Source organism: Streptococcus sp. ALY_211 (genome assembly GCF_058314555.1).
Window position 1 is genome coordinate 118,376 of sequence record NZ_JBZFUN010000002.1, and the last position, 26,745, is coordinate 145,120.

Here is a 26,745-nt window from a genome sequence, read left to right on the forward strand (position 1 = left end):
TAGTCCTCCAATTATAATAGTTTAAATAATAAAGGGCTAGGGCTGAGCCCTGCCCTTTAGCTGTTTCTTGGGTTAAGAATTAGTCGTTGTCGCCTTCAACAACTTCAACAATTTCTTCCATTGAGTCAGCATTTGCTGAAGCAGCAGTCATTTCTTCCTCAACGGAACTGTCTTCACCTTGGTTTCCTTCGATGATCGCATCTGCCATCTTAGATGTAATCAATTTGACAGCACGAATAGCGTCATCGTTAGCTGGGATGATCACATCAATATCATCTGGATCAGTGTTAGTATCAACCATAGCTACGACTGGGATACCAAGTTTTTTAGCTTCTTTAACAGCGATTTGTTCCTTGTGTGGATCAACAACAAACATTACATCTGGGATGCGAGGCATGTCTTCGATACCACCCAAGAATTTTTCAAGACGAGCACGTTGTTTATTAAGAAGGGCTACTTCTTTCTTAGGAAGGACTTCAAAAGTTCCTTCTTCTTCCATGCGCTTGATTTCTTTGAGGCGAGCAATACGTTTTTGGATTGTGTTCCAGTTTGTCAACGTTCCACCCAACCAACGGTGGTTGATGAAGTATTGACCTGCACGCGCTGCTTCTTCAGCGATCGCTTCAGCCGCTTGTTTCTTGGTACCAACAAATAAGATAACCGCATCATTTGCTGCAGCATCACGGACAAAGTTGTAGGCTTGATCCGCTAATTTTACAGTTTGCTGGAGGTCGATAACGTGGATACCGTTACGCTCTGTGAAGATGTATTTAGCCATCTTCGGATTCCAGCGACGAGTTTGGTGACCGAAGTGAACACCAGCCTCAAGAAGTTGTTTCATTGAAATTACTGCCATGAGTAGTTTCTCCTTTTTTGTTTTTTCCTCTTTCAGACCTTAGCTTGCAGGAGCAACCGTAGTGGCAACAGCTTCCACAATCAGTCTAAAATGAGTATTTATTGCCTGTTGGCAACCTCCTAATCTTACCAAAAAAAGACAAAAAAGACAAGCTGTTTCATCCTAAATGCTTTTGATTTAAGGAATCTGTTTCTACCAGTCTTTAAGTGATCTACTTGACGAAAGTATAGATTTTCGGTAGAATGTCATTGTTACGGCGGTATAGCCAAGTGGTAAGGCACGGCTCTGCAAAAGCTTGATCGTCGGTTCAAATCCGTCTACCGCCTTAAAGATGCTTCTCCTAACATCTCATACCCATTCAAAAAGCCTATAATATAGGCTTTTTTAGTTTTATCTAATGGTCTCAAATGGTACGAAACGGTAATCATTTTGGGCGAAATGTGGGCGAATTAAAAGGATGGAAGAACCCAGTGAAATGGAATTTTCTTCAACTGGACAGCTTAAATAGTGAATTTCGTAAAACCTTATGAAAACAGACGGTTTTGACTTTATTTTTGGTAACTAGCATCAATGCCTGAGAAAAACTTCTTAGACAATTTTGAGATAGTTCCGTCTTTTTGTAGTTCTGCTAATGCTTTATTCACCTTTTTTTGTAAATCTTTATCTTTTCCTTTGTTAAAAGTGACAGCTATATTTTCTTCTTCAATATCACCATCAAGAATTTTTAAATCTAATCCTTTTTGCTTAATGATGGCCGCTATAATTGTTTTTGCGTTTGAATAGCCATCTACTCGACCGTTTGAAACAGCTGATATGGCGGCTTCACGGTCATCATAGGTCTTAATAGTAATGCTGTCATTGAAACTTTTTAAAACTTTGATTTGATTAGAACCTACGGTCGCAGCAATCGAAGCATTATCCAGATCCTTAACCGATTGTAGTTGAGAGTCTTTTTTCACGACAACTCCATATTGAAAGGTGGCATAGGGATCAGAAAAATCATAAGTTTTTTGGCGTTCATCTGTAATCGCAATTGAGCTAGCGACAACATCTACTTTATGGCTTTTTAATAATCCAAACAGCCCATCAAAGCTAGTTGTGGTAAATTCCGTCTTATAGCCAATCTTGTCAGCAACGGCTTTTATGACTTCTACATCAAAGCCAGTTAATTCGCCTGAATCGTCCTTATAGGAGCTGGGAAAACTAACACCGGTGGTAGCAACCCTAAGAACCTTTTTATCCGAACTACTCTGATCGGAACGGTTCCCAGATACTGTTTGATAACCAAAATAGCCAATCACAATAAGGATAATGGCAACAACGCTGATAAATGATTTCCTCTTCATTTTATATCTCCATTTCTTTTACGTTATTTTTTGCAAGACAGCAGCAATCTTGGAGAGAGCCTCCCCGATGTTATTTTCAGGAACTGTCCAGCTGTTGATTTCCGAAGGGGTAGTCTGATCGCTTACTCTAGGATCAGTCATTAAACTTTCAACAAAATCGACCTTTTCTTCAATAGTATTCATGGCCGCACGATAAACAATCTCATGAGCTGTCTGCTTGCCAACACGCTTGCCGATTTCAAACATTATGCGTTCTGAATAAGGGAGTTTTCCTTGTAATTCAAGATTATGCTTCATCTGCTCTTTATTGACTGTTAGATCGCTCAGGAGGCTTGTTAAATTGACAATCTGTGCATCCAAATAACTTGTCATCTCCGGCAAAGCAACCCATTCATTGCGCCAATGTATTGCGTCACGTTCCCCATCTATCAGCATGGATTGAAAGGTAAGGGAAACTGATGAAAAGACAGGTTGAGTAAGACTAGCTAAGCCTTCAATAAGAGCTGGATTTCGTTTTTGTGGCATCGTAGAAGAGCCAACTTCTCCCTTTTTAAAGGGTTCTTGAATTTCATTAATTTCAGTTTTCATCAGCGTAAAAAGTTCACGCCCAATTTTTCCTAGTGTTCCAGAGTAAATACCCAAAACAGCAGCAAATTCTGACAAACGATCTCTGGAAGGCTGCCAAGAAATCGTTGGGACAGCCAACCCTAACTCTGTAAGCGTCGCTTCCTCTATCTCACTTCCTCTACCATCAAAAGCTGCATAGGTCCCAACGGCTCCACTAATGCTGCCTACAAAGACTTCATTGTCTAATAATTGTTCAAGTCTTCTTTGACTTCTTAGCAGCTCATCCAACCAGATCGCTAACTTAAATCCAAAAGTTATGGGTATTGCATGTATCCCGTGTGTGCGCCCCATCATCAGAGTCTCTCGATGCTCATTGGTCAATTCAGCCAAGGTATAGATAAGAGTCTGGGTGTGTCCCTTAATCACCTCATAGGCTTCCTTGACTTGTAACATCGTACCTGTATCTACAATATCTTGGGTGGTGACGCCAAAATGGACATATTCTCCATCTTGTCCTCCAACGATCGCCTGAAGCTGGTGAATGAGAGCTATAAGGGAGTGGCGCTTCTCAGCACTTTCTTTTTGTAATGTTTGACTATCAAAATTTTCTACCTTAGCCAACTGGGAAATTTTTTGTGCTGCTTCTTTGGGAATAATTCCCAGACGGCCTTGAACATTAGCCAGAGTGGCTTCTACTAACAATTGTTTGGCAATCTTATTAGTATCACTCCAAATATCCCTAATCTCTGGGGTTGAAAAATTATTCTGCAGCAATGTTGAGTCTAAAACACTGGTCACTTCATACCCTCCTTTTATAGTCCTGCACTTTCGAGTGATCCACGATAAAGGGAGCTAAGAAATGCTTTCACCCGCTCATGGCTACTATCACTTGATAAAAGTAAGTTTGCAGGACCCTGTGTTAAAATTTTTCCATTTTCAATAAAAACGGCATGATCTGCTATTTTTCTAGCAAATTCCATTTCATGTGTCACTAAAATCATTGAGATTTCTTCATTAGCAAGCGCAGCAATAACTTGTAAAACACCTTCTACCATCTCAGGATCCAAAGAAGAAGTAGGTTCGTCAAATAAGATAATATCAGGCTTAAAAGCAATAGCCCTTGCAATAGCGACACGTTGTTGCTGCCCTCCGGATAAGGTTATTGGGTACTGAGACTCATATTCACTCAGACCAACTTTTACAAGGGACTCACGAGCAATCGTTTCAGCATCTTTCTTATTAACTTTCCTGCTGAGAACTAAGGGTTGAGAGACATTTTCTAGTACAGTGTAATTTTTGAAAAGATTAAAATGTTGGAAGACCATGGTCGAATGACTTCTAATTTTTTTGACATCTTTTCCAGATATATGGGGAGCTGCTACTTGCGTGTCTGCTATTTTAAGACTGCCACTCGTCGGTTTTTGCAGCAAGTTAATTGTCCGCAACAGGGTAGTTTTTCCTGATCCCGATGGTCCTACAAAAGCTGTTACACTTCCCCTTTCTAAAGTTAAATTAATGTCCTCTAAAATTTCCTTGTTCCCAATTGTAACACCTAGATTCTTTATTTCGATTAGACTCATTCGCTTTCCCTCCTATATGGTCGTTGCAAATCAATTTCAATGTAATGCTGTATCCAAGTGTAAATAATAATCATCCCCCAATACAGTAGGCCTACTGCCAAGTAGGTTTCAAAATATCTCAACGACTCACCAGCTATCATTTTTGAATGTGAAAAGAGCTCAGTAATTCCCAAGGTAAATACTAAAGAGGTTTCCTTTAACAAACTAACAAAGGTGTTTCCTGTTGCTGGTAATGCATTCAGGGTAGCTTGAGGCAAAATAACGTGCAAGAAAATTTTCCAATTAGGAATATTGAGGGATTCTCCCGCTTCTATCTGACCCTTATCTACAGAATTAACAGCGGCTCTAAAAATTTCAGAGAGATAAGCAGACTGCTTTAATCCAAGTCCACCTATCGCTGCACTTAAGGCAGTCATTCCCTGAAACATTGGAAATAGTTGGGGCAAACCATAAAAAATAAGAAATAGTTGCACTAAGGTTGGCATCCCTCGGAACAAGGAAATGTAGGCCACGGCAAAGTATCTCAGTAATCTAAAATTAGAAAGCTGGAACAGTGTCATAAGGGCTCCAATGAGTACTGCTACTATCATTGAAAGTACCGCTATCAAAATTGTAACAGGGATATAACTCGGTAATTTTAAAAATAAATCAAAAAAATATGCCCAACTAAAATTCATAGCCTGTCCTCCTTAAATGGCTTAATAGTTCATCATCCATTACTCTAAATAGCGCTTGACGATCCAGGATTTTTATCATATAAACCGTCTTATGGTCACTAAACAACTGTCGTTCTCCCAAGTAGTTAAACCCCATCTTTTTATAAGCTCCAATTAGCCAGGGATGCTCAGCGGCAGTTCCTAATGTGACAGCTGGAGCTTTTAGTTCTCCTTTGATATACTCTTCAATCAAGCTATTCATAAGTGCTTTTGCGTAACCTTTACCCGAATAGTTTGGGTCAGTGGCTAGCCAGCCGATATGGGGGAGAGCAAAAGGTCCAGGATTGCTTGACCAGGGCAAACGAACAGAGACGCTAGAAATCAGTTTTTCCTGCCTTTTAAGCACAAAGGTCGGCAAGGAGGCATTGGCCTGATAAACCTCATCAGCAGAAATAGTAGCCGCTTTAAAATGAATCCCCAGGGCTTCGTCAGCTGCATAAGCCTGATGGAAAAGTTCGGTTAGCGCAACAATATCAGCTGGATCTAATCTCTCTATTACCATAAAGCATCCTTTCTAAATTGCTCTAGAGTCTGACTTAGGGGATGATTTTCTCCTTCTAAAATGGCTTGGTAAACTCTTTTTTCCTTGCCAAATGTCAGTCGGTGATATTTTTCTTGCAGATCCTTAGTAGTGTAAGGATTATCAGGAGATCCTTTTGCTTTTGTCTGCAATTGGTCAAACAAAGTCTCAGCATTGTATCCCAACAAGTGCAAACGTGTCGGACGCTCAGATACAGTTGCTTTTAAATCATGATGACGATAAATTTTTTTAGAGAATTCAATAAACTCATTTGAAACTGCTTCGTCTCTAAAATCATTATCATATACCGTACCTTTAGACAAAGCTAACCACAATAAATATTCAATAGAGAATTTTCCTTGAAACTTTGTCTCCGGAGCTTTATATGTCAACGCTCTATCACCATCTTTTGAAAAATGTACATGTATTTCTTTGATATCCTCGATCTTGATCCCTTCTTGATAAGCCGATTGACCCAAATCGAACCCTGCATTAGCTGCCGAGCAGAAAGGATAGATCTTGAACCAGAGACCTGGCTGTTCAATCTGAGCCGGTTGTAGCCACTGCTCCACTAACTGAGGGACAGAAACGGCAACTCCCGACATGGTCTGGCTCCAGCCTACTTTTTCACCAAAAATATTTTTCTTGGCTGTAAAACCCGCTTGGACTAATTTATAAGCCACCACAGCATTCCTTGTCGCCAAACCCGCTTGCAAAGGTTTAGCATCCGTCCCTTCTTGGTAGAGAAATCCAGATGATTGACTGCTAGCTAGAGATAATAACTGCGCAAATGACTGCTCATCCAACTGTTTTAGAATACCAATAGCCGCTGCTCCTGCTAAGCTCCCTAGCGTTGCTGTAGCATGCCATCCTCGTTCAATATGATTGGGTTGTAATTGCAAGCCTAAACGTCCGACAAATTCTAACGATAAAATATAAGCTTGTAAAACATCATCTCTTGTTTCGTCTTCTAAGGTGGCTAACAAGGCTGAATAAATAACACTGCTTGGATGCCCTCTGAAATGAGCGTGAACATCATCTAAATCATCATAGTGTGACGCATAGCCATAAGCCAGAGCCAGTTGTTCCATAGGTGTCTCTGTGCTTAGTAAGAGTTCTTGATAGAGTTGAGGATACAAGCTATTTAATTGAGATTGTACTCGTGGGTGGCTCAAACCGACATAAAGACAGCCGAGATAATCCAACAGAGCCAAACGTGCCCTTGGCAATAAATTTCTTGCTTCTTTCTTAAAAATACCCCTTAGTAAATACTGAATGATTATCTCTTCCTCTGTCATCATAGCCTCATTTCTGTATAAATCGTATCAGTCTTTCAACGCCATTCTTTAATTCGTGACTATCTGATACAAGACTCAGGCGCAGGTAGCCTTTTCCATTTTCTCCAAATACCGATCCGGGGATCAAAGCCACCTGTTCAGTCTCTAAGAGATTCTCAACAAACTGATAGTCATCACTGGACTCTTTCGGTAGTTTAATCCAAAGAAAGAAAGTGCCATCGCTATCTCCTACATCGATGCCTGCTTGATTGAGTAATCTAAATGCTAAATCTTTGCGATGGGCATAAAGATCTCTGAGTTTTTGACGTTGTTCAAGCTCTTGTGTCAAGGCGTGAATAGCCGCATCTTGTACAGCTCCGAAGGTCCCACCAACAGAAGATCGAATGTAATCACGCAAAAGACCAATCACTTGCTTGTTACCCACTGCAAAGGCAATCCGCCAACCAGCCATATTAAACGTTTTTGATAATGTATAAATTTCGATTCCAATTTCCTTGGCACCTGGGGTCTGTAAGAAGCTTGGTGATTTTGCTTTAAATGAAATATCCGAGTAAGCAAAATCATGAGCTACAACAATTTGGTTCTTTTTAGCAAAAGCTACTGTTTTCTCAAAAAAATCACTCGTCACTCCTGCTCCTGTCGGATTATGAGGATAATTCAAAAACAATAATTTTGCCCTTGTCAATTCTTGAACAGGTATACTGTCGTAATCTGGCAAATAATGATTTTTTTCTAACAGTGGCAAGGGATAATTTTCAGCCCCCGCCATCTTGACTCCGGCATCATAGCCAAAAAAGCCTGGATCTGGTGTTAAAACCGTATCATCTGGATTGGCTAAAACCATAGGTAAAGCTGTTAATGCTGCTAGAGACCCACTAAAAATAGTTACTTCATCTGGTTCAAGAGCCACCTGATACTCTGATTTGTAAAATTGGATGATAGCTTCCTTTAAACTTTGCTTGCCTCCATAAGGAGGGTAACCATGATTAGAAGGATCCTTCATTGCCTGATTTAAGGCATCAACAATCCCCGGGAAGGTCGGTTGGTCTGGATTACCTCGCCCCAAATTAATAACTGATTTACCCAGATTATTTAATTCTTTTATCTTAATTTGCTGACGGGCTGCAAAATGGTCTGCTCTTTTTTGCACTCTGTGCGATTCTTCAACCTTCATCCGTTACCCTCGTATACTTTCTAGTACTTGCCGTACATGTGAGCGGTCTAAGTTTGGAAAAATGGATTGGACACGACTATCAGATCTTCTCGTGATGTACTGTGCCAACTCATCAATTTCCTCATCTTTTACCAGCCCAAGCTCTCTGAGGGTCAAGGGAAGACCAATTATTTTATGATAGGTGGTGATTTCATCAGCTAGCTTGTCGTCACCTTCTATTAGCACTTGGACTAAACTCCCTAGAGCAACCGCTTCACCATGAGTTTTGCTATAATCAGGCTGTATCTTAACATAAGCATTGTAAAAAGCGTGGGCTACCACGCTACGACCATCTTGATCGGCAATGCCATCAACACTAGCTGCTACCAGAAAAATCGTATCGAACAGATTGATTAGTTGTTGTTCTGATAATGCCTCCAAATCTTTGACCACTAGCATTTCCTCACGGCATAGCTCAATGAAAAAACGTCCTATTTTCAAAGATACTTGGTTCGTCTTATCAAGTGTTATACGCTTTCGGATTTCATAATATTTAGCTAAAGTATCACCAATGCCGGACAAAATATATTCTTTAGGAGCATGAATGAGTATATCAGGCTCTAGCAAGACCATATCGACTGCTTTTTTATGGCGAATATTGTCAATTTTTTCGTGAGACTGAGAGTAGATAATACTTTTAGTCGTGATCGCAGCGCAGTTAGAAGGAACTGTTTGACTATTAATAATTGGGATACGTAATCGATCAGCTACTACTTTTGCAGTATCAATCAACTGGCCTCCACCAAAGGCTAGTAAAGCATCATAATCCTCGAATAAATCAGTCAGACGAGCAATTTCTTCAAAGGTACAGAAACCTCCAAAAAACTCTACATGATTATCATCTAAAAAGCTTTCTGGCAGAAACTCATTAATGATAGGATATACTGTCTGATCGGTTAAAATAACCGGCTTTACAATTCCCTTCTCACTGAGGATATGCGGCAATTTTTTTAAAATACCACGCTCATTGATGTATTCGGCTGGACTCATTCTTATGGTACGCTCAGTCATCTATCACTACCTCCATAATAACTTAGTAGCTTAAAGGCACCTTCAACGTAATAATTAACAGCCGTTGGCAAAGCCTCATCTAGGACTATAAAATCATCATGATGCCAATCTGGAGCTCCTTTGGCTCCGTTTGATCCCACGAAGGCAAAAACTCCTGGAATTTGTTCCTGATAGGCCGCAAAATCTTCGCCTCCTGTTGAGGGTAAAGTATCAACTACCTGTGCAAACGTTTTGGCTTGCTCAAAGATAATTGAGGTAAGCGTTGCATCATTGTATGTTACTTTAGGTGAATTGCCCCAATTTATTGAAACATCCGCTCCAAACTGAGCAGCTGTACTTTCCACAATCTTGGTGAATTTATCGATAACAGATAAGCGGAGCTCGGGATCAAAGGTACGGATTGTCCCTTCAAAAAAGCCTTTTGCCGGCAATACATTCCACGTTGTGCCTACATCAATATGAGTCACTGATAGCACCGCTGACTGAAAGGGTGAGACTGTTCTCGCTACAATGGTTTGAAGATTATTGACCATGTTAGTTATAGCCAGCACTGTATCCACGCCTAGATCCGGTCTAGCAGCATGCGAACTGATGCCTTTGACCTCTACATAAAATTGTTCAACACCTGCCATGATAGCGCCAGGTCGTAGCCCTATCTGCCCTGGCTTTAGATGAGGATTATTATGGTAGCCAAGGATAGCTGATACTCCTTGCAAGCCACCAGCTTCAATTACTTGATAGGCCCCTTGGAAATTTTCTTCCGCAGGCTGAAAAATCAATCGAATCGTTCCCTGGAGGTCGTCTTCTCGTTCTTTGAGCAATTCGGCTGCACCAAGTAAACTTGTTTGATGAAAATCATGCCCGCAGGCATGCATAGCATTGGTACTGCTCGCATAGTCTAAACCTGTTTTTTCAACAATAGGCAAGGCATCAATATCCGCTCGCAAGGCAATCACTGGCTCACCGTGACCAATTTCAGCGATCACACCTGTCTTTAAAGGATAACTAAGCGGCTCAATGCCTAATTCCTTTAAATAATTTTTGATAAATTGGCTGGTTTCATATTCATTCTCAGAAATTTCAGGATGTGCATGGATATGATGACGCACACTGACTAATTTCTCATAAAATTCTTTTGACATCACGTTACCTACCTTAATAGATCTCTTTTATATTTTTTATTAGTCTATCAATTATTTTTATCACCACTTTATATGCTACACTTGATAGATTGAAGTCAGTAATGATGTGGCTTCAGATGATAGGTAACCTTGATAATCTAGGGCAGTGAGGCGGTACAAGTACTCTTCGTTTTCTAATTCTTCATTGTTTATAAGCGATTTTATCCATGCTAACATAGGCGAAGGTCCTTTCTTAGGTCAAGACTAGAGGGCTTTAGCTGTAACGCTTAAGTCCAGTACTTTTAGAATTGTTCACATCATATCACCTTCGTTAGTTCCTGGCTAATCTATATTTATTACTGCTGGGTATTACTTTTATTTATAGCCAATTTTTTTATGCTAAAATGAGAGAACTTTGATGAGCTAGAACCAATCACATTAGAGGAGGACTTGCCATGAATCTCATGCATCTACGCTATACAGTGGCTGTGGCCGAATATGGATCACTCAACAAGGCTGCTGTGGCTCTGTATATGACCCAGCCCAATCTCTCAAATGCTATCAGTACATTAGAAAAAGAGCTGGACATTCAGCTCTTTGAACGCACTAACAGTGGGATGGTCTTAACCGAGGAAGGTCAAGACTTTCTCAAGTATGCTAAGCGCATTTTAGGAGAGGTTAAACTCCTTGAACAGCGCTACCAAAAGGATTACCTCAAAAGCTTCACAGTCTCTAGCCACCACTATGACTTTCTTTCCGATCCCTTGGCTTATGTCTCTGAAAAATACGAAGATGATTATCAGGATTTTCAGCTCATAGAGACTACTACCCGTCAAATCTTAGAGAGTGTAGCTTCTTATGAGAGTGATCTTGGCATTATCTATCTCAATGATGAAAATCGTCGTATCCTAAACCGCCATATGGCTGACTTAGGACTGGAATTTACCTCGCTTGGGGATTTTCCGACTCGTATCTTTCTCGGCAAGGACCACCCTCTAGCCAAGCAAGAAGCTATTAGCGAAGAAGACCTAGCTACCTATCCCCAAATCCGCTTTCAGCAGGAAAAGACGGGACTTCATTTTGATGAGGATCCTCTTGAGATCAACCACTATCAAAAGATTATCTATTCCAATGATCGTGGAACTGTCATGAATCTGCTTCGAGCTTCGGAAGCCTATGCCTCAGGACTGGGCATTGTCAATAGTTTTATACGTGAGCAAATCATCCTAGTCCCGCTTAGAGACAGTCCCTTGCATACCTTGGGATATGTCAGACCTAAAAAAGCTAAAAACACCGCAATAATCACTACTTTCATCAAACAAGTCCAAAAAAGTCTCAGCGAATTTAGAAACCATGAGGCTCACTAGGGTCAAAACCTTTTGTCACTAGATGTAAGAAAAACACTCCTGTTGAAATCTAATAAACTAGAACTAGGAGTGTTTTTGTTATGGTGAAAAAAGACACGTCATTCTACGATACGTTAGTGAGTTAGAAGGACGGGCCCTAGAGCAGCGGAGCCGATCTAGGGAAAGTTTAAAAATGATATAAAAAAGAAAGAACCCAACTAGTGTTGAGCTCTTTCCGGAGATTATGAAAAAGACACGTCATTCTGCGATACGTTAGTGAGCTAGAAGGATGGGCCCTAGAGCAGCGTAGTCGATCTAGGGAAAGTTTAAAAATGATATAAAAAAGAAAGAACCCAACTAGTGTTGAGCTCTTTCCGGAGATTATGAAAAAGACACGTCATTCTACGATACGCCAGTGAGTTAGAAGGACGGGCCCTAGAGCAGCGGAGCCGATCTAGGGAAAGTTTAGAACATTAATCAAAAAAGAAAGAACCCAACTAATGTTGAGCTCTTTCCGGAGATTATGAAAAAGAAAAGTTTATTTAGGATTGACTATAGTATACTCAATCTCACTTAAAATGTCCTTAATATTTTTAAGTTTTTCCAACTTTTTTACCAAATGACGACTCGATCTTTTGGTGCTCGCCACATACCATCTCCTTCTTTAACATGAAAGGTTTCAAAAAATTCATCAAAGTTAGGGACTTGGACATTGGTACGGAGTTTTCCAGGAGCATGGACATCAATAGAAATCAAGAGTTGCAAATACTCTTCACGTGCTTTCATACGCCAGATAGTGGCAAAGTTGATGAAGTAATCTTTAGCAGAAAAATCGCTGTCTCGCTTAGCCGCTTCCAGCGCTGCCGCTAGACCGCCTAGGTCAGCCACATTTTCAGAGACAGTCAATTTACCATTGACCTTACCGCCGGCAAAGTCAATGCCGTCAAATTGCTCAACAACCTTATCCGTTCGCTCTTGAAAGGCAGCGTAATCTTCCTTTGTCCACCAATTTTTGAGGCTGCCATTTTCATCAAAAGAGGCGCCATTAGTATCAAAAGCATGGGAAATTTCATGGGCAATAACTGCTCCAATACCACCGTAGTTGGCAGACGAACTCTGCTCTAAGGAGTAGAAAGGTGCCTGCAAGATAGCAGCAGGGAAGACAATTTGATTTTGCTGAGGATCATAGTAGGCATTGACCATATGCGCTGGCATATGCCACTCGCTACGATCGACAGGCTTATTCCACTGACTCCAACTGTGGGCTACAGAAATCCTGGCTAGATTTTGAGCATTCTCAACCAAAGAGAGCTTTTCATCAATAACCTTTTTGGCATAGGTTTCTGGTAATTTTTCTGGATAGCCAATATGGGGAGTGATGGCATTGAGCTTGGTGATAGCTTTATCGATCGTAGCCTGCTGGAGCCAATCATTTTGAGCCAATCGTTCCTTATAGACATCAATCATCGTCGCCACCTTAGCTTCGACATCAGCCTTGGCTTCTGGAGAAAACTTTTGACTGGCATACCAAAGCCCGATAGCCTGATTATAAGGGCCTTGGGCTAGATAGTAGGCTGCTTTTTTCTTATCCATGGGCTGAGGGGTCCCTGATAGGGCACGGTTGTAGGCACCAGCCATGATACGAATCTCATCTGTTAGATAAGAGGTATAGGCAGTGGCTGCTCCATGAAGGAGAAGGGCTTTGAGATAGGGCCAGTTAGCTTCACTATAGTAATCTTTGGCGAAATCCGTCCAAAAGCGCTCCTCAGGGACGATCACCTTGTCTGGCTGTTGACCTAAGATTTCTGTAAAGATAGCCTTGAGCGGCAGCTCAGGTGCCAAGGCTACAAAATCCTCCCAATCATAGGGGTGATAAAGCTTGACATACTCCGAAGATTCTTCACTGGAAAGAACATACTGAGCTAGCTTGGCATCCAGCTCAATGATCTTATCCAGCATATCTTTGATAGCATCTTCAGAAAAGCCAAACTTCGGAAGGAGCGCCTCTTGGGTCTGACGCCAGAGGGCTAAAAGCTCTTGACCTTTGGCATTATCAGGAGTGTAGTAGCTGGTATCTGGCAAAATAGTTGATGGTGCCTCTGCCCAGAGGACATTTGTCCTAGCATCCATGAAGTCAGGTGATACCCCAAAGGGTAAGAGATTGGCTTTGGCTTCTTTCTCTAGTCTCCCCATATCCTTGGCAAAGTCGGCAAAGGAGTCATAAGCCTGGTACTCTTCAATCAAGGGTAGCACAGGTGCTACACCTAGCTTTTCACGCTGGTCATAATCAGCCACCATACGGTGGAACTTGATAAAGTTCTCCAGAATACTATCCTGCGGCAGCTCTTGACCTGCCAGCCAGCGATCTGTCGTGTCCAACATGAGCGACTCAATAGCATCAGAAAGATCTGAAAAACCACCCGTACGAGGCTTATCGTCGGGAATAACAGCGGTCTTTTCCCATTCTCCATTGACCGCTTCAAAAAAATCATCTTGTAAACGTACCATTACGATCTCCTTTAACATTTTCTCGGTGGCTCTATTGTAACAAAAGTCAGAAATTTTATCAGTTTAGCTAATTAGAGTGGTTGGGTTTATGACATAGATTGTTTATCTAAAAATAGATTCAGGATATTAATAGATCCTAGTAATTTGTATCTTACTGATTAATCTATGCTCTTTTTTGATTTTTAAAGTCTGCGATAGTTTTTGTGACAAATACAAAGACAAACATCATCACTGTAATAACAACAGCGTATAGGTAAATATTGCTATACTTAATTCCCTTATAGTTTAATAACAGGGCTTCTTTTCGCATGAGGTAAAAGAAGACGAGGTTAAAGATCAAGGTTGTCACCAGTGTCACACCTGCATAAGCCAGAGATTGGGTGAAACGAATAAGCATAGCCTGCTTATGGGATATACCTAGGGTCGCCCATTGTTTGACTGTCTGATATTCATTGAGAGACGAGAGAATGGTTATAGATAGGATGTTGGCCAAGGCGACAATGAGGGGACCTGCTACAAAGAATAATAGAACGGCCATTGTTTCAGCCCTACCTGCCTCACTTGAGAAGTCAGAGTAAGCGACATCTGAAAAGATCATAAACTGTGAAATGAGACTGGCTGTGATCGCTATGGAGGTTGTTAAAGACTTTAAATAATCCCTATCCTGCAAGATGGTCCACTTAGATAGGACAACATTGTAAGAGGACGGCCAGCTTAATAGCCACTTGGTCAACTTGACTTGAATATAGGGTGACAACAAGTTTAACAAAATAATATGTAAGATTAAAATCAGGAGAATCGAGTCATCCAGTTTTAAAAATAATGCTTCATCAAATTTGGTTTGACTAGTCACCGGGAAAAATGGCCAAACTAATCTTAGCCAAAGAAGCAGACTAACAAGAAGACAGCTAAGTCTCACTAGTTTTGGCAGTAAGCGTTTGTGTGAATCAAAACTATCACCAAGCAAGGCATTTTTATTTAATATCCTATAGGAATGAATAAAGCCACCAAGAAAGGCAAGCGTCGCTAAGATGATAACAGTCAGTAGGAAGGCTAGACCATTAAAGGCAATGGGGATAGTCGGTAACTGTTCTTTACCGGTTAAGGTTTGCACATAACTATAGTACCAGCGTGCACAAAACAGAGAACAGATCCCACCTAGGACACTGGTTAAACCAGCTAGGATAGCCAACTGACCACTAATCAGAAAAGATAATTGGATACGGCTAGCTCCATTAACCACCCATAAGTGGTAATCCTCTTTAAAAAATTGAAGTAACAATTTAATCAAACCAGAGATTAAAAATAATAGGGTCAATCCGCCAAAGATTATTGGTCCAATAAACAAGGGTACCGGCGTACCAACTTTGCTGAATACTTGAGAGTGCTCTTCTACATTAAAAGCAACTAATAAACAGATACCAACCAATAGACTAGAAGCAAAGAATAAGGGGAAGATACTTAGCCATTGTTTCTTAGAATAATTAAATTGATAATAGATAAGTTTGAGCATAATCACATAGCCTCGCTATCGTTTACTTCAAGAGCCTGATAAAGTAGCTCCGCAGAAGGTTTTAGCAATTCTTGATCCAACCTACCATCTTTTAAAATCAGCGCTCGGTCTGTCTGGCTAGCTAACTCTATATCGTGGGTGACCATGATGACACATCTGCCTTGATTAGCTAATTCCCGTAACAGATCAAAAATAATAGTACGTGAGGAACTGTCCAAGGCACCGGTAGGTTCATCCGCAAAAACAATATGACTATCAGACAGCAAGGTTCTAGCAATCGCTACCCGTTGCTTCTCACCGCCTGATAGTGTCGATACAGGCGCCATTAGGTCGGCTTGAAAATGCATTTGGTCTAATAGAGCCTTGATCTGATCTTTATCCACTTTCTTGTGGGATAATCTAAGGGGCAGGGCAATATTTTCGAGCACTGGTAAAGCAGGAACTAGATTGTAGGACTGAAAAATAAATCCAATCTCTTCTCTGCGCAATTTGGAGAGTTGACCATTGCTCAAGGTGTAAGGATTGCGATGATTGACCTTAACCTCTCCTTGACTGGGCTCTGATAGGCTGGAAATGCAGTTGAGTAAGGTAGACTTCCCTGATCCACTGATCCCCAATATAGAGATAAACTCACCATAGTAAGCGGTGAAAGAAATATCTTTGAGGACATCAATCTTTTTATGTTGATCAATCTGAAAAGTCTTACCTAGTTGTTTGGTTTCTATAGCAATGTCTGTCATTGTGCCACCTCCTAATTTATTTATAACGTTATTTAGTAGCTTCATGATTTTTCCTATCACTGTACCATCTCAATAAGATGAATAAATTATAACAAATCTGTCTTGCTTCTATTTGTCTATGTCGTGAACGGTCGTTATTTTACCCTGAACGGTTAAACATTCAGCAATCGTTAACTTTATTAGCCAGAAGATATATCTTTAAACTGCTTTAACTTTTTCTATCATTCCTCAACCTTTACTAAGCTCTTGTCTCACTCTTAGTATTTTTCGACTTTCTGAGCCTTCCTTGCTATTAAGAATATACTGTAAGCTGTTAGGGCTAAAAGCCCTAACATCAAGTAAGGTACTGAAATTTGGTGCATATCACCGACTGATAAAAGCCCATAAACACCATTAAAGGTAATAGGAATACGGTTAACAGCAGCATGAAATAGGGCGCAGATGAGGACAGACCCTCCCGCTCGACGTAAGGATGCCAGCCATAATGCCAGAAAGAGCACACTGATAAAAAATACTAAGAAGGAATTTTGACCTCTATCCAACCACCACAAGGGCAGATGCCAAATCGTCCAAACCACAGCTACCAAGAATGTTGCTAAGGGAACATTTGTGACCTTTTCCAGCTCCGGCTGCAAGAAGCCACGCCACCCCGGCTCTTCATTGCCTCCGCCAATCAAGGTGATAATAACGATATTGATCACCCAATCAATCGGTAACAACTATAAAGGGGCATGACCGACAGGGTCACCGCCTGTTATCAAAACTGAGCTTAAGATCAGTAGGCCAATAAAGGGGAACAAAAGTTTCCAAGAGGTTTTCGTTCCTGAAAATAGAAAATGCGGAAGATCCCTCCATGTCAGATTAAGAGCCGCTTTGGCTCCTAAAAAGGGGCCGAAACTAGCTAAGGTCATCAAAGGCATAAGTATATAGCCGCTATCATAACCTAATTTCTTAAGGACAATAGCTAGCCCCAAAAATCCCCAAGTCCAGGCAAATGTCCAAATTAAGTAGGTTGTAACTCGATGTTTCATAAGACACCTCCTAGCAGTAGGCAAAAGGGCATTAATGCAATTCAGTCACGTCGCTCTCAGATTTGTTACTGATTATTTATATATAACTTTTTTATATATAAAATATACTGCTATTATTTGGAGATGTCAACCCAAATATATAAACTATTTATCTATTTGGATGGTTTACTCCAGCCAACAAATAAAAAAGAATCGTTCCTGTCTTGAAACTATTCTTTTTACCTTTAAGAAAAACTTATCTCTAAAGGTAGAAGACCTTTCATAAAGCAAGTGCTCTACACCTCACCATCTTCAAAGATATCTGGTTGACTGGATTTTTTGAGGTCATGCTTGAGGCGCTGAATCTTGATGATTTGACTCAAAACGAGAAGTGAGGTTAAACCACACAGGATCCAAATGGGTGATCGTGGTGGTAGATTCCATAAAGAGTATATTAGACCCAGAATAAACATCATTAATACTGACAAAATTTCATTTAAAAATCTTCGTTTTGAAGCGCTATCTGAGTAAAGTTTGAAATCAGGGTCCGTATGTCGGAAATAGCCCCAATTATTAAATTTCAAGATACAGTCTGCCCCCGTCTCCTGAACAAGCTCAATGTAGTCCGCCACTTCTTTTTTACTCTTGCGGCCAAAGTAATCCAGACGATAAGTATACTGAGAGGGCTGACAAGGCTCAAAGATATAGCTATATACACCCTTGTGCTTTACAAAAGCCCAACCTTGCGCACTCATGTCATTGAGCCAGTCTTCTTCTTTTTGAAAATCACCAAATCCAAAAAATTTCCACTTCGTTATTTTTCTCTTCATCTTTCATCTCCTATTTGTTCAAATGCTTATGGCCATTATCGACCAGTTCTTCCAAACGTCTGATTTCTGCTTCTAGGGCTTTTTTACCTCGTTCAGTAATCAAATACTCTTTTTTCTTGCGTTCTTTGATTTCTTCTGACACGAGGACGATCCAGCCCTTTTTTTGCAGATTGGTTAGTGCCCCATAGAGCGTGCCAGCTGCCAGCTTGATGCGACCTTTGGACAGTTCCTCTACGTCCTGCATGATCCCATAGCCATGCTTTGGCTCAAGTAGGACTAACAAGATATAGTAAACGGCTTCTGTTAATGCTTGTATTCTCATATTTCCTCCTTATATCGCCGTGCGATATATCGATTTGTGAAATAAATATATCACGCTACGATATATCTGTCAAGGATATATTTGAAAAATAATAAAAAGTGCTCTGATTAGTCAGAACACTTTTCGTATATGATTTTCTAGCTTCATTAGAAGTTTACTTCATCTGGTTTTGGTGCTTCTCCTGCTTGACCTTCGAGGGCGTCGATCACTGCCATATCGTCAGCTGTTAATTCAAAGTCGAAGACTTGGAAGTTTTCAACGATACGATCTTCATGGACTGATTTTGGCAGCGGTAAGAAGCCTTTTTGCAGGCTCCAGCGAAGAACGACTTGGGCAACGGTTTTATTATATTTGGCTGCTAGTTCTTTGAGGGAGTCAATGCTAAAGATTTTCCCAGTTCCAAGTGGGCTGTAAGCTTCACTGAGAATGTCATGGGCATTATTGTAAGCGACTAACTCCTTTTGTTGAACACTTGGGCTGAGGTAGATTTGGTTGATAACAGGCTTGATTTTAGCTGTTTCAAGCAGAGCATCCAAGTGGTGCTGTAAGAAGTTAGAAACACCAATAGCTTTGATTTTACCAGCTTCTACAGCTTCTTCCATGGCACGCCATGCACCAGCATTAGCTTCTTTCCAGTTATCACGGAAGGCTTTTGGATTTGGCCAGTGGATTAGGTAGAGATCCAAATAATCGCAGTCCAGCTTAGCGATAGACTCATCGATTGCAGCCTTGGCAGCTTCGTATGAGTGGTTGCTATTCCACAATTTAGTTGTAATGAAAAGCTCTTCACGAGGCACTCCAGCAGCTTTAATACCACGGCCGACAGATTCTTCATTACCATAGATGGCAGCTGTATCGATGTGACGGTAACCAGTTTCAATAGCTGCTTTTACAGAAGCTTCAGCTACATCACCATCTGGAGTTTGCCAAGTCCCAAATCCAAGAGCAGGAATTTCTTGACCATTTGATAAGGTATAATTAAACATTTATCTCTTCTCCTTTGTTGATAAGATATCAAGCCCATTAGAGGCCTGATGACCCTAATAGTATATCACTTAGAGTGAACTCCAAGGCAAGGAAAAGATATTCGCTAAATATACTCTTTCACTTACAATAGGGACTCTATGCTATTCATGTAAAAAAAGCTGGGTAGGCCCAACTTTTTAAGCGACTTTCATTCTTTTCCTAAGGTTTATTCTTTCGCTAGGATCGCTAGCGTTTGATAAGGTTTAAGGGTGATAGTCTCTCCTAAAACATCACCATCGTAATTGCTGATTAGTACTTGTCCTTGCTGATATCGGCTAGTAAGTTCTAGGTCAATGTCTTTGCCATAGAAGTTATTGAGAACCAAGAGGTGCTCGCCATTATACTGACGTTCAAAGGCATAAACTTGCTGACTGTCCTGATAAGCAGGGGAGTAAGCTCCTTCAGCAATCAGTGGCATGGCCTTGCGCAGATGGATCAGCTTTTTGTAGAAGGGGTAGATCTTGCCAGACTTTTCTTTCTCCACATTAATATCCGGATAGGATCTACCGGCCCTTAACCAGGGGGTCCCAGTGCTAAAGCCAGCGTTAGCTGAACTATCCCATTGCATGGGAATGCGGGCATTATCTCTGGACTTGGCCTTGATGATCGCCAAGGCTTCATCTGGTGTTTTACCATCATCCAGCATGATTTGATAGGCATTCAGACTCTCCACATCCACATAATCTGCCATGCTATCATAGTCAGGATCGAGCATACCGATTTCTTCGCCCATGTAGATATAAGGGGTTCCACGTGATAGGTGGATACTGGCTGCCAGCATGGTTGCTCCCTCATTGCGAAAGTTTTTGGTGTCAATAAAACGATTGAGAGCACGGGGTTGATCGTGATTATTCCAGAAGAGAGCACTCCAGCCATTACCTTTACTCATGGCTTCTCCCCAGGTATGAAAGAGCCTTTTTAGTTCTTCAAAATCAAATGGGGTGATCGTCCATTTCTGCCCGTCTTGGTAATCTACCTTGAGATGGTGAAAGTTAAAGGCCATAGAGAGTTCATGACGCTCCTCAGCTGAGTAGAGGATACAGCTGTCAATCGTGGTCGAACTCATCTCTCCCACTGTCATAATCGTATCATCCTGACCAAAGCTGGCTTCATTCATCATGCGGAGGTAATCGTGGACAATAGGCTTATCCGTATAGGCTGGCTTGCCATCATCTACTGGACAATCCACTAAGATCTCATCCTTACCAATAAGGTTGATGACATCAAAACGAAAGCCCTTAACCCCTTTGTCCCGCCAGAAATTAACAATCTTGAAAATCTCCTTGCGAACATTGGGATTGCGCCAGTTGAGATCAGCCTGACTTTCATCAAAGAGATGGAGGTAATACTTCCCAGTATCGCCAAAGGGAGCCCAGGCAGAACCACCAAACTTGGACTGCCAGTCTGTCGGCTGATCACGAATGATGAAAAAGTCCTGATAATAGGGATCCCCAGCTAAGGCTTTTTGAAACCATTCGTGCTCTGTAGAGCAATGGTTAAACACCATATCCAACATGAAATCAATATGGTAACTCTTAGCTTTTGCAACCATCTCTTCAAAGTCTGCCATAGTCCCAAAATCTGGATTGATAGCTGTGTAATCGGACACATCATAGCCATTATCATGCTGGGGACTAGGGTAGAAAGGATTGAGCCAAATCATATCTATACCTAGATCAGCTAGATAAGGGAGTTTTTCGATCACCCCACGCAAATCACCAAAACCATCACCTGTCGTATCTTTAAAAGACTTGGGATAGATTTGATAGACCACTTTTCTTTTATCAAATGTCATGTCTTCCCCTTTTATCACAGAAAAAGATTAAGACAGGTGTCTCATCTCTTCTGTGTACAAAATAATTTTTAACTACTATTCATTTATGACTGTAAACTGTCAAACCATGTAATGATTGGTCAGATATAGTCACCAAGCAAAGCACTTAGATAACGAGCCTCTGCTGTATCTTAATAATTGCGACACTTCGAACCTACGGTCGATCATACCGAAGGTTCTAAGTTAGTAATTGGCATAGCAAACTACCATAGTAGTTTGTGTAGTAGAACAAGACCTAAGGTCTTAGCGATACTTTGTCAATTGAACTCGCCTACGTTCCTGTGGAATTAGATAAATGTCGCTAGATTCTCAGTGAATAGTCACTCCATTTCCTAAATTCCTAATCGCTTTTTGCGTCCTTGCGACACTCCGTTTGGTTAGTCGATTTTACTAACCAAACGGAGTTAGTGGAAGAGGTAGCCAATTCACCCTAGTGATTGGCGTTTGTTATCAAGTGTAAAGCACTTAGATAACAAGCCTCTGCTGTATCTTATAGTTTACTTGCTGTTAGGAGGGCGTCACCACGTTGGACAGCATGCGGTAGACTACCTAAGGCATCTGTTTGGAAATCATTTTGGTTGGTCACAATAACCGGCGTAGAGACTGGATAGCCAGCGGCTTTGATGGTTTCAATATCAAAGCTGATGAGTTTATCGCCTGCTTTGACTTGATCTCCTTGGTTAACATGAGCAGTGAAACCTTGACCATCGAGATTAACCGTATCCATACCGATGTGCATGAGCATTTCAAGGCCTTGATCCGTCACGAGGCCGACCGCATGCTTGGTTGGAAACAGAACTGAAACTGTCGCATCTACAGGCGCAATAAGCTCTCCCTCACTAGGTTCGATCATAACTCCTTGACCCATGACACCTTGAGCAAAGACTGGATCTGGAGATTGACTGAGTTCTTTGACCTCTCCTTGAAGAGGACTTTGGATATGGATCAGCGTCCCTGGCTCAACTTCTGTTGCTGCCTTGGCTTCTACAACGGCATCTACTTGAGGAGCTTTGACAGTGGCATCTTCGGTCTTGGTAAAGAGACCTACTTGACGAAAGACTACTGTCAAGATAAAAGGTACGATAACCGCAATCGCCATCAGAAGGGCAAAAATAGGAATGTATTTAGCTTGGATGGATAAGATTCCTGGAAGACCACCGATACCAATGGCGTTGGCTGTCACATTAAAGGTCGTACTGAGAAGGCCAGCTAGTGCTGAACCAATCATACCAGCGATGAAAGGATAGATATATTTCAAATTGACCCCAAAGAGAGCGGGTTCGGTAACCCCTAGATAGGCTGAGATAGCAGCAGGTAGAGAGATCTGTGCTTCACGCTCATCGTGGCGATTCATCCAGTAGTAGGAAAGAACAGCTGAACCTTGGGCGATATTGGACAGGGCAATCATTGGCCAAAGGGCTGTCCCTCCATTATCCGCAACCAGCTGGGTATCAATAGCGTTGGTCATGTGATGGAGACCAGTGATCACTAAAGGTGCATAAAGAGCTCCAAAGATAGCTCCAAAAAGCCATTTAACTGGTCCTGTCAAACCAGCCAGAACGACAAAGGAAATCCCTCTACCGATGGTCCAACCGATTGGACCCAAAATTGTATGAGCTAAAATCAAGGCTGGCATTAGGGATAAGAAAGGGACAAAAATCATAGAAACAACTTCTGGGATATGTTTACGCCAGAAGCGTTCTAGATAGGCTAGGGATAGACCTGCTAAGAGGGCAGGTAAAACCTGAGCTTGATAGCCAACTTTCTCAACAGTAAAGAAACCGAAGTCCCAAGTCCATTTAGAAGCAATCTCAGCAGCTGGTGTTGACGCAAAGTTGTAAGCGTTGAGCAATTGGTTAGGTGAAATCAAACAGATCCCCAAGACAATTCCCAAAATTTGGCTGGTCCCCATCTTGCGGCTGACCGACCAAGTAATTCCTACTGGTAGGTATTGAAAGATCGCTTCACCCGGCAGCCAGAGGAAATCATTGATTCCATTCCAGAAGGTAGAAACTTCTATAATACTTTTACCATCAAGGGCTGACCAATGAACCCCTTCTAAGATATTGCGGAATCCTAGGATCAAACCACCAACGATAATGGCAGGCAAAATTGGTGTGAAGATCTCTGCCAGCATGGCAAAGGCACGTTGAAGGGGATTTTGATTCTTTTGGGCAGCTGATTTGGCAGCTTCCTTAGAGACACCTTCAATACCTGAGACTGCTGTGAAATCGTTGTAAAAAATAGGGACATCATTTCCGATAATAGCTTGGAACTGACCAGCATTGGTAAAGGTCCCCTTGACAGCAGGGATAGCCTCTAAACGCTTGACATCTGCCTTGCTTTCATCGTTTAAAACAAAACGCATACGGGTTGCGCAGTGTGTAACTGCAGCAATGTTGTCCTTGCCCCCGACTGCTTCTAGCATCTCGCGGGCATCTTGTTCAAATTTTCCCATGATAACTCCTTTAATCTATCAAGAAGATGGTTGTCCATCATTCTCCGAGAGGAAATAGAGAAACACAAGATTGGGCGCCTTCTTATGTTTGCGCTTTCATTTTATCCTAAGGCTATCCCTATTGACAATAAGATTCGCTAAAAAAAAGTCAGTTTTTACAGTATTTTTATCACTTGTATGGTAAAATACCTACAAGTTGTAGAGAAGGTGGACCCTTATGAAAAAATATCAAGCTATTTACAAGGAAATCGAGGCTCAGATCAACCGAGGAGTCTATCCAGTCAATGGCTATCTGCCTAGCGAAAGCCATCTAGCACAATCTTATCAGGTCAGTCGTGATACTGTTAGAAAAGCCTTGAATCTTTTGGAGCAGGCAGGTCTGATTATAAAGAAGCAAGGACGTCCCAGCCAAGTCTTGGGGCAAGAACACTTCAATTTCCCTGTCTCTCATCTGACCAGCTATCAGGAGTTGGTCCACTCACTCGGAATCCTCTCTCAAACTAGGGTCATTGGATTGGATCGCCTAATCATCGATAAAGGTCTTCACGAGGTTACAGGCCTTCCTACTGGTAGGCAGGTCTGGCGTGTGATGCGCCAGAGACGAGTTGATGGTATTGCTTCTGTCTTAGATATCGACTATCTTCTAACCGATTATGTCCACCAGATGACTGCTGATATTGCTCAAAAGTCTATTTATCATTACCTAGAAGAAGATCTTCATCTGGATATTGCTTATGCGGAAAAAGAAATTACTATTGTCCCTTTGACTGATCGCGATAAAATTTGGCTGGATATTCGTAATGAGCACCATGTTGTGTCTGTCCAGTCTAGGGTCTACCTGGCAGATGGGCAACAGTTTCAATTTACCGAAAGCCGACATCTACTTGAAAAATTCCACTTTGTCGACTATGCCCAAAGAAAAAAAGATTAAGCCATCGCTTCTGCCAATACTACAAAAACCTGCCTAGGTCTATTACCTAGGCAGGTTTTATATTTTAATTGACAGCTGGGTTGACATAAATGACTTCCCCAGTATATGGAGCAAATTGGTAAACTTTACCATCAATTGTCAGATACTGATCCTTGACTTGGACACCGTCCTTATCAAAATAGTAAGTCTTGCCATCAAGCTCTAAAAAGCCAGTCACTGGTGAGCCATTATCCTTATCTAGATAATTCCATGTGCTGCCGCCATCAGGAGAGATAAAGGCTCCTTTGACTTGAGAGCCATCGGCATTAAAGTAGACTTTTTGACCATCAATAAATTGCCAGCCAGTCAGATCTTTACCTTGGGCATCTGTATGGAACCATTGGTCCCCTTTGGCATACCAGTAGCCTGGTGTCTGCGCTGAAATCTCACGAACTTCACCGGAGTTGCTATCAGCTATGTAGGTCTTACCATCTAGCGTAAAGGTTTCACCCTTGAGCTGAACACCATTATCTCGGAAATAGTAGGTCTTGCCGTTGATGGTTTGAAGACCTGTCACCATACGGCCGTTTTCACCAAAGTAATACCAGCCTCTTGGCGCTTTTTGGACAGCTCCCCAGTAAGAAATACCGTAGCCATACTGGTCTGTATCTCCTAGATAGGCAAAATCGTTAACTACCTTTTTCCCATCATTCTTACGGAAGTAGTACTTGTGATCTTTAGTGCTATAGAGGAGATTGGTCCGAAGGGAAGGTAAACTCTTACCGATGGCATAGCCCATGTACTTGGTCTCATCGATGCTGATTTGGCCCTCTTTCATCACATTTCCATCTGCATCTAGATCGACACTTGATGAGTAAGGATTGTATTGCAAGCTAACTGCTGAACCGTCGCTATTCACTTCGGTAAAGATACCGATAGCCTTGGTACTAGTCATTAGCTCTCCATTGTGATAAGCGTAATAAGAGGTTTTTGACTTGCCATCAATCGTTTCTTGAACTCTGACTCCCTTAGCCTGACGGCCATCATCGTAGAAGAAGTAGGTGTTACCATCAATGACTTGGCGTCCTGTAAGAGGTTGACCGGTTTCTGGATTGAGATAGTACCAGTCTTCTCCATTTGGTGTTACAAAACCTTGAGTAGCCTCTTTACCATTAATATCTCGGTAGGTTACTGAGTCGCTGGCTAAAGTCAACTCTCCTGTTTCACTGTTGATCGTGTAGGCTTTACCATTTCTAACAAGTGGAGCATTGGTTTGCTTTAGGATTGTCCCGTAGGCATCACCATAGTATAGTTTGCCATCTACCTCAAATAAGCCGTAGCTAACTTCTCCAGTTTGTTCGTTGACATATTTCGTATTAGTGGAGTAGTCTCTTTCTTTAACAAATTGTCCCTTGACTTGGGCACCTGTTTTATCAAAGAAGTACCACTTGTTATCCACTGAGGCCCAGTTTGTAATGCGTTCATTACGGTCGTTGATGAAATAAGTCTTGTTATCTGCAGTCTTCCATCCTTGTGTTTGATCAAGGTTTGCTGTTTGGAAGGTTGCAAAATTACCCGATTTATTGATAGGGGCATTATTTACCAAGTCAGCATCTGTGCTGGTACTTGCTGGGGTTGCTTTATTTTCTTGTACAGGGGTAGGGGTTTGGAGCGCAGCCGAATTTTCAGCAAGCTGATCAGCTGGAGCTTCTGATTGCGCTGTCTCTGTCACCTCTTGCTCCTCTTTTGGAGCAGCAAGTTCACTAGTAGCCGTTTCAGTCGTCGCTGGAGCTTCAACCGATTGGTTGGCAGCAGTCTGCTCTGACACTGTGCTTTTAGCTGCTTGTGCCGTTTCAACAGAGTCTGCTGGAAGCGTCTCTGCCACTTCATCAGCCTGTACTAGAGCACTAGATAGGCTCAAGCCAAGAGTCGTTACACCGAGAGCTACCCAATGTTTTTTGACTTTGTGCAAGGTTGTGCGTGTTTTCTTTTCCATAGAAAAACCTTCCTAAATTTTAAG

General features: G+C 41.6%; 24 protein-coding genes and 1 tRNA gene. 3 read left to right on the top strand and 22 right to left on the bottom strand.

Annotated features, from left to right (window positions below; genetic code table 11):
- Nucleotides 1-79 precede the first annotated feature (79 nt).
- A complete protein-coding gene (gene rpsB, locus AC4HAJ_RS02525) occupies nucleotides 80-856 on the bottom strand; it encodes a 30S ribosomal protein S2 (protein ID WP_491078589.1) in 777 nt (258 codons plus the stop codon).
- Nucleotides 857-1,111: 255 nt separating this feature from the next.
- Between rpsB and AC4HAJ_RS02530 the strand changes: the two genes are divergently transcribed.
- Nucleotides 1,112-1,182: transfer RNA gene (locus tag AC4HAJ_RS02530), tRNA-Cys, on the top strand.
- Nucleotides 1,183-1,404: 222 nt separating this feature from the next.
- Here AC4HAJ_RS02530 and AC4HAJ_RS02535 read toward each other — a convergent pair.
- The 10 genes from AC4HAJ_RS02535 to AC4HAJ_RS02580 all read right to left on the bottom strand — a co-directional run bounded on the left by AC4HAJ_RS02535 (nucleotide 1,405) and on the right by AC4HAJ_RS02580 (nucleotide 10,465).
- Entirely contained in the window at nucleotides 1,405-2,202 is a 798-nt protein-coding gene (locus tag AC4HAJ_RS02535) for a transporter substrate-binding domain-containing protein (RefSeq protein ID WP_491078590.1), read from the bottom strand.
- A gap of 18 nt (nucleotides 2,203-2,220) precedes the next feature.
- Nucleotides 2,221-3,567 carry an adenylosuccinate lyase gene (purB, locus tag AC4HAJ_RS02540; RefSeq protein WP_491078591.1) on the bottom strand — a complete coding sequence of 449 codons (1,347 nt, stop codon included), beginning with the start codon at nucleotides 3,565-3,567 and terminating at the stop codon, nucleotides 2,221-2,223.
- A gap of 14 nt (nucleotides 3,568-3,581) precedes the next feature.
- The gene (locus AC4HAJ_RS02545) at nucleotides 3,582-4,349 is read right to left on the bottom strand and encodes an amino acid ABC transporter ATP-binding protein (RefSeq protein WP_491078592.1); all 768 of its coding nucleotides are present in this window, start codon (nucleotides 4,347-4,349) and stop codon (nucleotides 3,582-3,584) included.
- A complete protein-coding gene (locus AC4HAJ_RS02550) occupies nucleotides 4,346-5,026 on the bottom strand; it encodes an amino acid ABC transporter permease (RefSeq protein WP_491078593.1) in 681 nt (226 codons plus the stop codon). Before AC4HAJ_RS02550 ends, AC4HAJ_RS02545 begins: the two co-directional genes overlap by 4 nt.
- Nucleotides 5,016-5,567 (bottom strand): GNAT family N-acetyltransferase, encoded by a 552-nt coding sequence (locus tag AC4HAJ_RS02555; RefSeq protein ID WP_491078594.1) that lies wholly within the window; start codon nucleotides 5,565-5,567, stop codon nucleotides 5,016-5,018. The genes AC4HAJ_RS02550 and AC4HAJ_RS02555 overlap by 11 nt, the downstream gene beginning before the upstream one ends.
- Nucleotides 5,561-6,883 carry an MmgE/PrpD family protein gene (locus tag AC4HAJ_RS02560; protein ID WP_491078595.1) on the bottom strand — a complete coding sequence of 441 codons (1,323 nt, stop codon included), beginning with the start codon at nucleotides 6,881-6,883 and terminating at the stop codon, nucleotides 5,561-5,563. The genes AC4HAJ_RS02555 and AC4HAJ_RS02560 overlap by 7 nt, the downstream gene beginning before the upstream one ends.
- A 7-nt stretch (nucleotides 6,884-6,890) precedes the next feature.
- Entirely contained in the window at nucleotides 6,891-8,057 is a 1,167-nt protein-coding gene (locus AC4HAJ_RS02565; RefSeq protein ID WP_491078596.1) for an aminotransferase class I/II-fold pyridoxal phosphate-dependent enzyme, read from the bottom strand.
- A gap of 3 nt (nucleotides 8,058-8,060) precedes the next feature.
- The gene (locus tag AC4HAJ_RS02570; RefSeq protein WP_491078597.1) at nucleotides 8,061-9,107 is read right to left on the bottom strand and encodes an iron-containing alcohol dehydrogenase family protein; all 1,047 of its coding nucleotides are present in this window, start codon (nucleotides 9,105-9,107) and stop codon (nucleotides 8,061-8,063) included.
- Complete coding sequence (locus tag AC4HAJ_RS02575) at nucleotides 9,104-10,249, bottom strand: amidohydrolase (protein ID WP_491078598.1); 1,146 nt, start codon at nucleotides 10,247-10,249, stop codon at nucleotides 9,104-9,106. The genes AC4HAJ_RS02570 and AC4HAJ_RS02575 overlap by 4 nt, the downstream gene beginning before the upstream one ends.
- 75 nt (nucleotides 10,250-10,324) lie before the next feature.
- The gene (locus AC4HAJ_RS02580; protein WP_491078599.1) at nucleotides 10,325-10,465 is read right to left on the bottom strand and encodes a hypothetical protein; all 141 of its coding nucleotides are present in this window, start codon (nucleotides 10,463-10,465) and stop codon (nucleotides 10,325-10,327) included.
- 218 nt (nucleotides 10,466-10,683) lie between these two features.
- On the opposite strand from AC4HAJ_RS02580, the gene AC4HAJ_RS02585 reads away from it, so the two are divergent.
- Entirely contained in the window at nucleotides 10,684-11,595 is a 912-nt protein-coding gene (locus AC4HAJ_RS02585) for a LysR family transcriptional regulator (RefSeq protein WP_491078600.1), read from the top strand.
- A gap of 591 nt (nucleotides 11,596-12,186) precedes the next feature.
- Here the strand turns inward: AC4HAJ_RS02585 and AC4HAJ_RS02590 are convergent.
- The 10 genes from AC4HAJ_RS02590 to treP all read right to left on the bottom strand — a co-directional run bounded on the left by AC4HAJ_RS02590 (nucleotide 12,187) and on the right by treP (nucleotide 23,815).
- Entirely contained in the window at nucleotides 12,187-14,082 is a 1,896-nt protein-coding gene (locus AC4HAJ_RS02590; RefSeq protein WP_491078601.1) for a M13 family metallopeptidase, read from the bottom strand.
- Between the two features lie 163 nt (nucleotides 14,083-14,245).
- Entirely contained in the window at nucleotides 14,246-15,595 is a 1,350-nt protein-coding gene (locus AC4HAJ_RS02595; RefSeq protein WP_491078602.1) for a hypothetical protein, read from the bottom strand.
- Nucleotides 15,596-15,597: 2 nt separating this feature from the next.
- Nucleotides 15,598-16,335 (bottom strand): ABC transporter ATP-binding protein, encoded by a 738-nt coding sequence (locus AC4HAJ_RS02600; protein ID WP_491078603.1) that lies wholly within the window; start codon nucleotides 16,333-16,335, stop codon nucleotides 15,598-15,600.
- A gap of 257 nt (nucleotides 16,336-16,592) precedes the next feature.
- A complete protein-coding gene (locus AC4HAJ_RS02605) occupies nucleotides 16,593-17,054 on the bottom strand; it encodes a CPBP family intramembrane glutamic endopeptidase (protein ID WP_491078604.1) in 462 nt (153 codons plus the stop codon).
- On the bottom strand, nucleotides 17,055-17,366 hold the full coding sequence (locus tag AC4HAJ_RS02610) for a hypothetical protein (RefSeq protein WP_491078605.1): 312 nt from the start codon (nucleotides 17,364-17,366) through the stop codon (nucleotides 17,055-17,057).
- A 275-nt stretch (nucleotides 17,367-17,641) separates the two neighbouring features.
- Nucleotides 17,642-18,175 carry a DUF2812 domain-containing protein gene (locus tag AC4HAJ_RS02615; RefSeq protein WP_491078606.1) on the bottom strand — a complete coding sequence of 178 codons (534 nt, stop codon included), beginning with the start codon at nucleotides 18,173-18,175 and terminating at the stop codon, nucleotides 17,642-17,644.
- A gap of 10 nt (nucleotides 18,176-18,185) precedes the next feature.
- Nucleotides 18,186-18,497, bottom strand: a complete 312-nt coding sequence (locus AC4HAJ_RS02620) for a PadR family transcriptional regulator (RefSeq protein ID WP_491078607.1) — start codon at nucleotides 18,495-18,497, stop codon at nucleotides 18,186-18,188.
- A 146-nt stretch (nucleotides 18,498-18,643) separates the two neighbouring features.
- Entirely contained in the window at nucleotides 18,644-19,483 is an 840-nt protein-coding gene (locus AC4HAJ_RS02625) for an aldo/keto reductase (RefSeq protein ID WP_491078608.1), read from the bottom strand.
- 206 nt (nucleotides 19,484-19,689) lie between these two features.
- Entirely contained in the window at nucleotides 19,690-21,318 is a 1,629-nt protein-coding gene (gene treC / locus AC4HAJ_RS02630) for an alpha,alpha-phosphotrehalase (RefSeq protein ID WP_491078609.1), read from the bottom strand.
- Nucleotides 21,319-21,847: 529 nt separating this feature from the next.
- Complete coding sequence (gene treP / locus AC4HAJ_RS02635) at nucleotides 21,848-23,815, bottom strand: PTS system trehalose-specific EIIBC component (RefSeq protein WP_491078610.1); 1,968 nt, start codon at nucleotides 23,813-23,815, stop codon at nucleotides 21,848-21,850.
- Nucleotides 23,816-24,032: 217 nt separating this feature from the next.
- Between treP and treR the strand changes: the two genes are divergently transcribed.
- Nucleotides 24,033-24,746 carry a trehalose operon repressor gene (treR, locus tag AC4HAJ_RS02640; protein ID WP_491078611.1) on the top strand — a complete coding sequence of 238 codons (714 nt, stop codon included), beginning with the start codon at nucleotides 24,033-24,035 and terminating at the stop codon, nucleotides 24,744-24,746.
- A 64-nt stretch (nucleotides 24,747-24,810) separates the two neighbouring features.
- Here treR and AC4HAJ_RS02645 read toward each other — a convergent pair whose 3' ends face one another.
- Nucleotides 24,811-26,721 carry an N-acetylmuramoyl-L-alanine amidase family protein gene (locus tag AC4HAJ_RS02645; RefSeq protein ID WP_491078612.1) on the bottom strand — a complete coding sequence of 637 codons (1,911 nt, stop codon included), beginning with the start codon at nucleotides 26,719-26,721 and terminating at the stop codon, nucleotides 24,811-24,813.
- Between the last annotated feature and the right edge of the window lie 24 nt (nucleotides 26,722-26,745).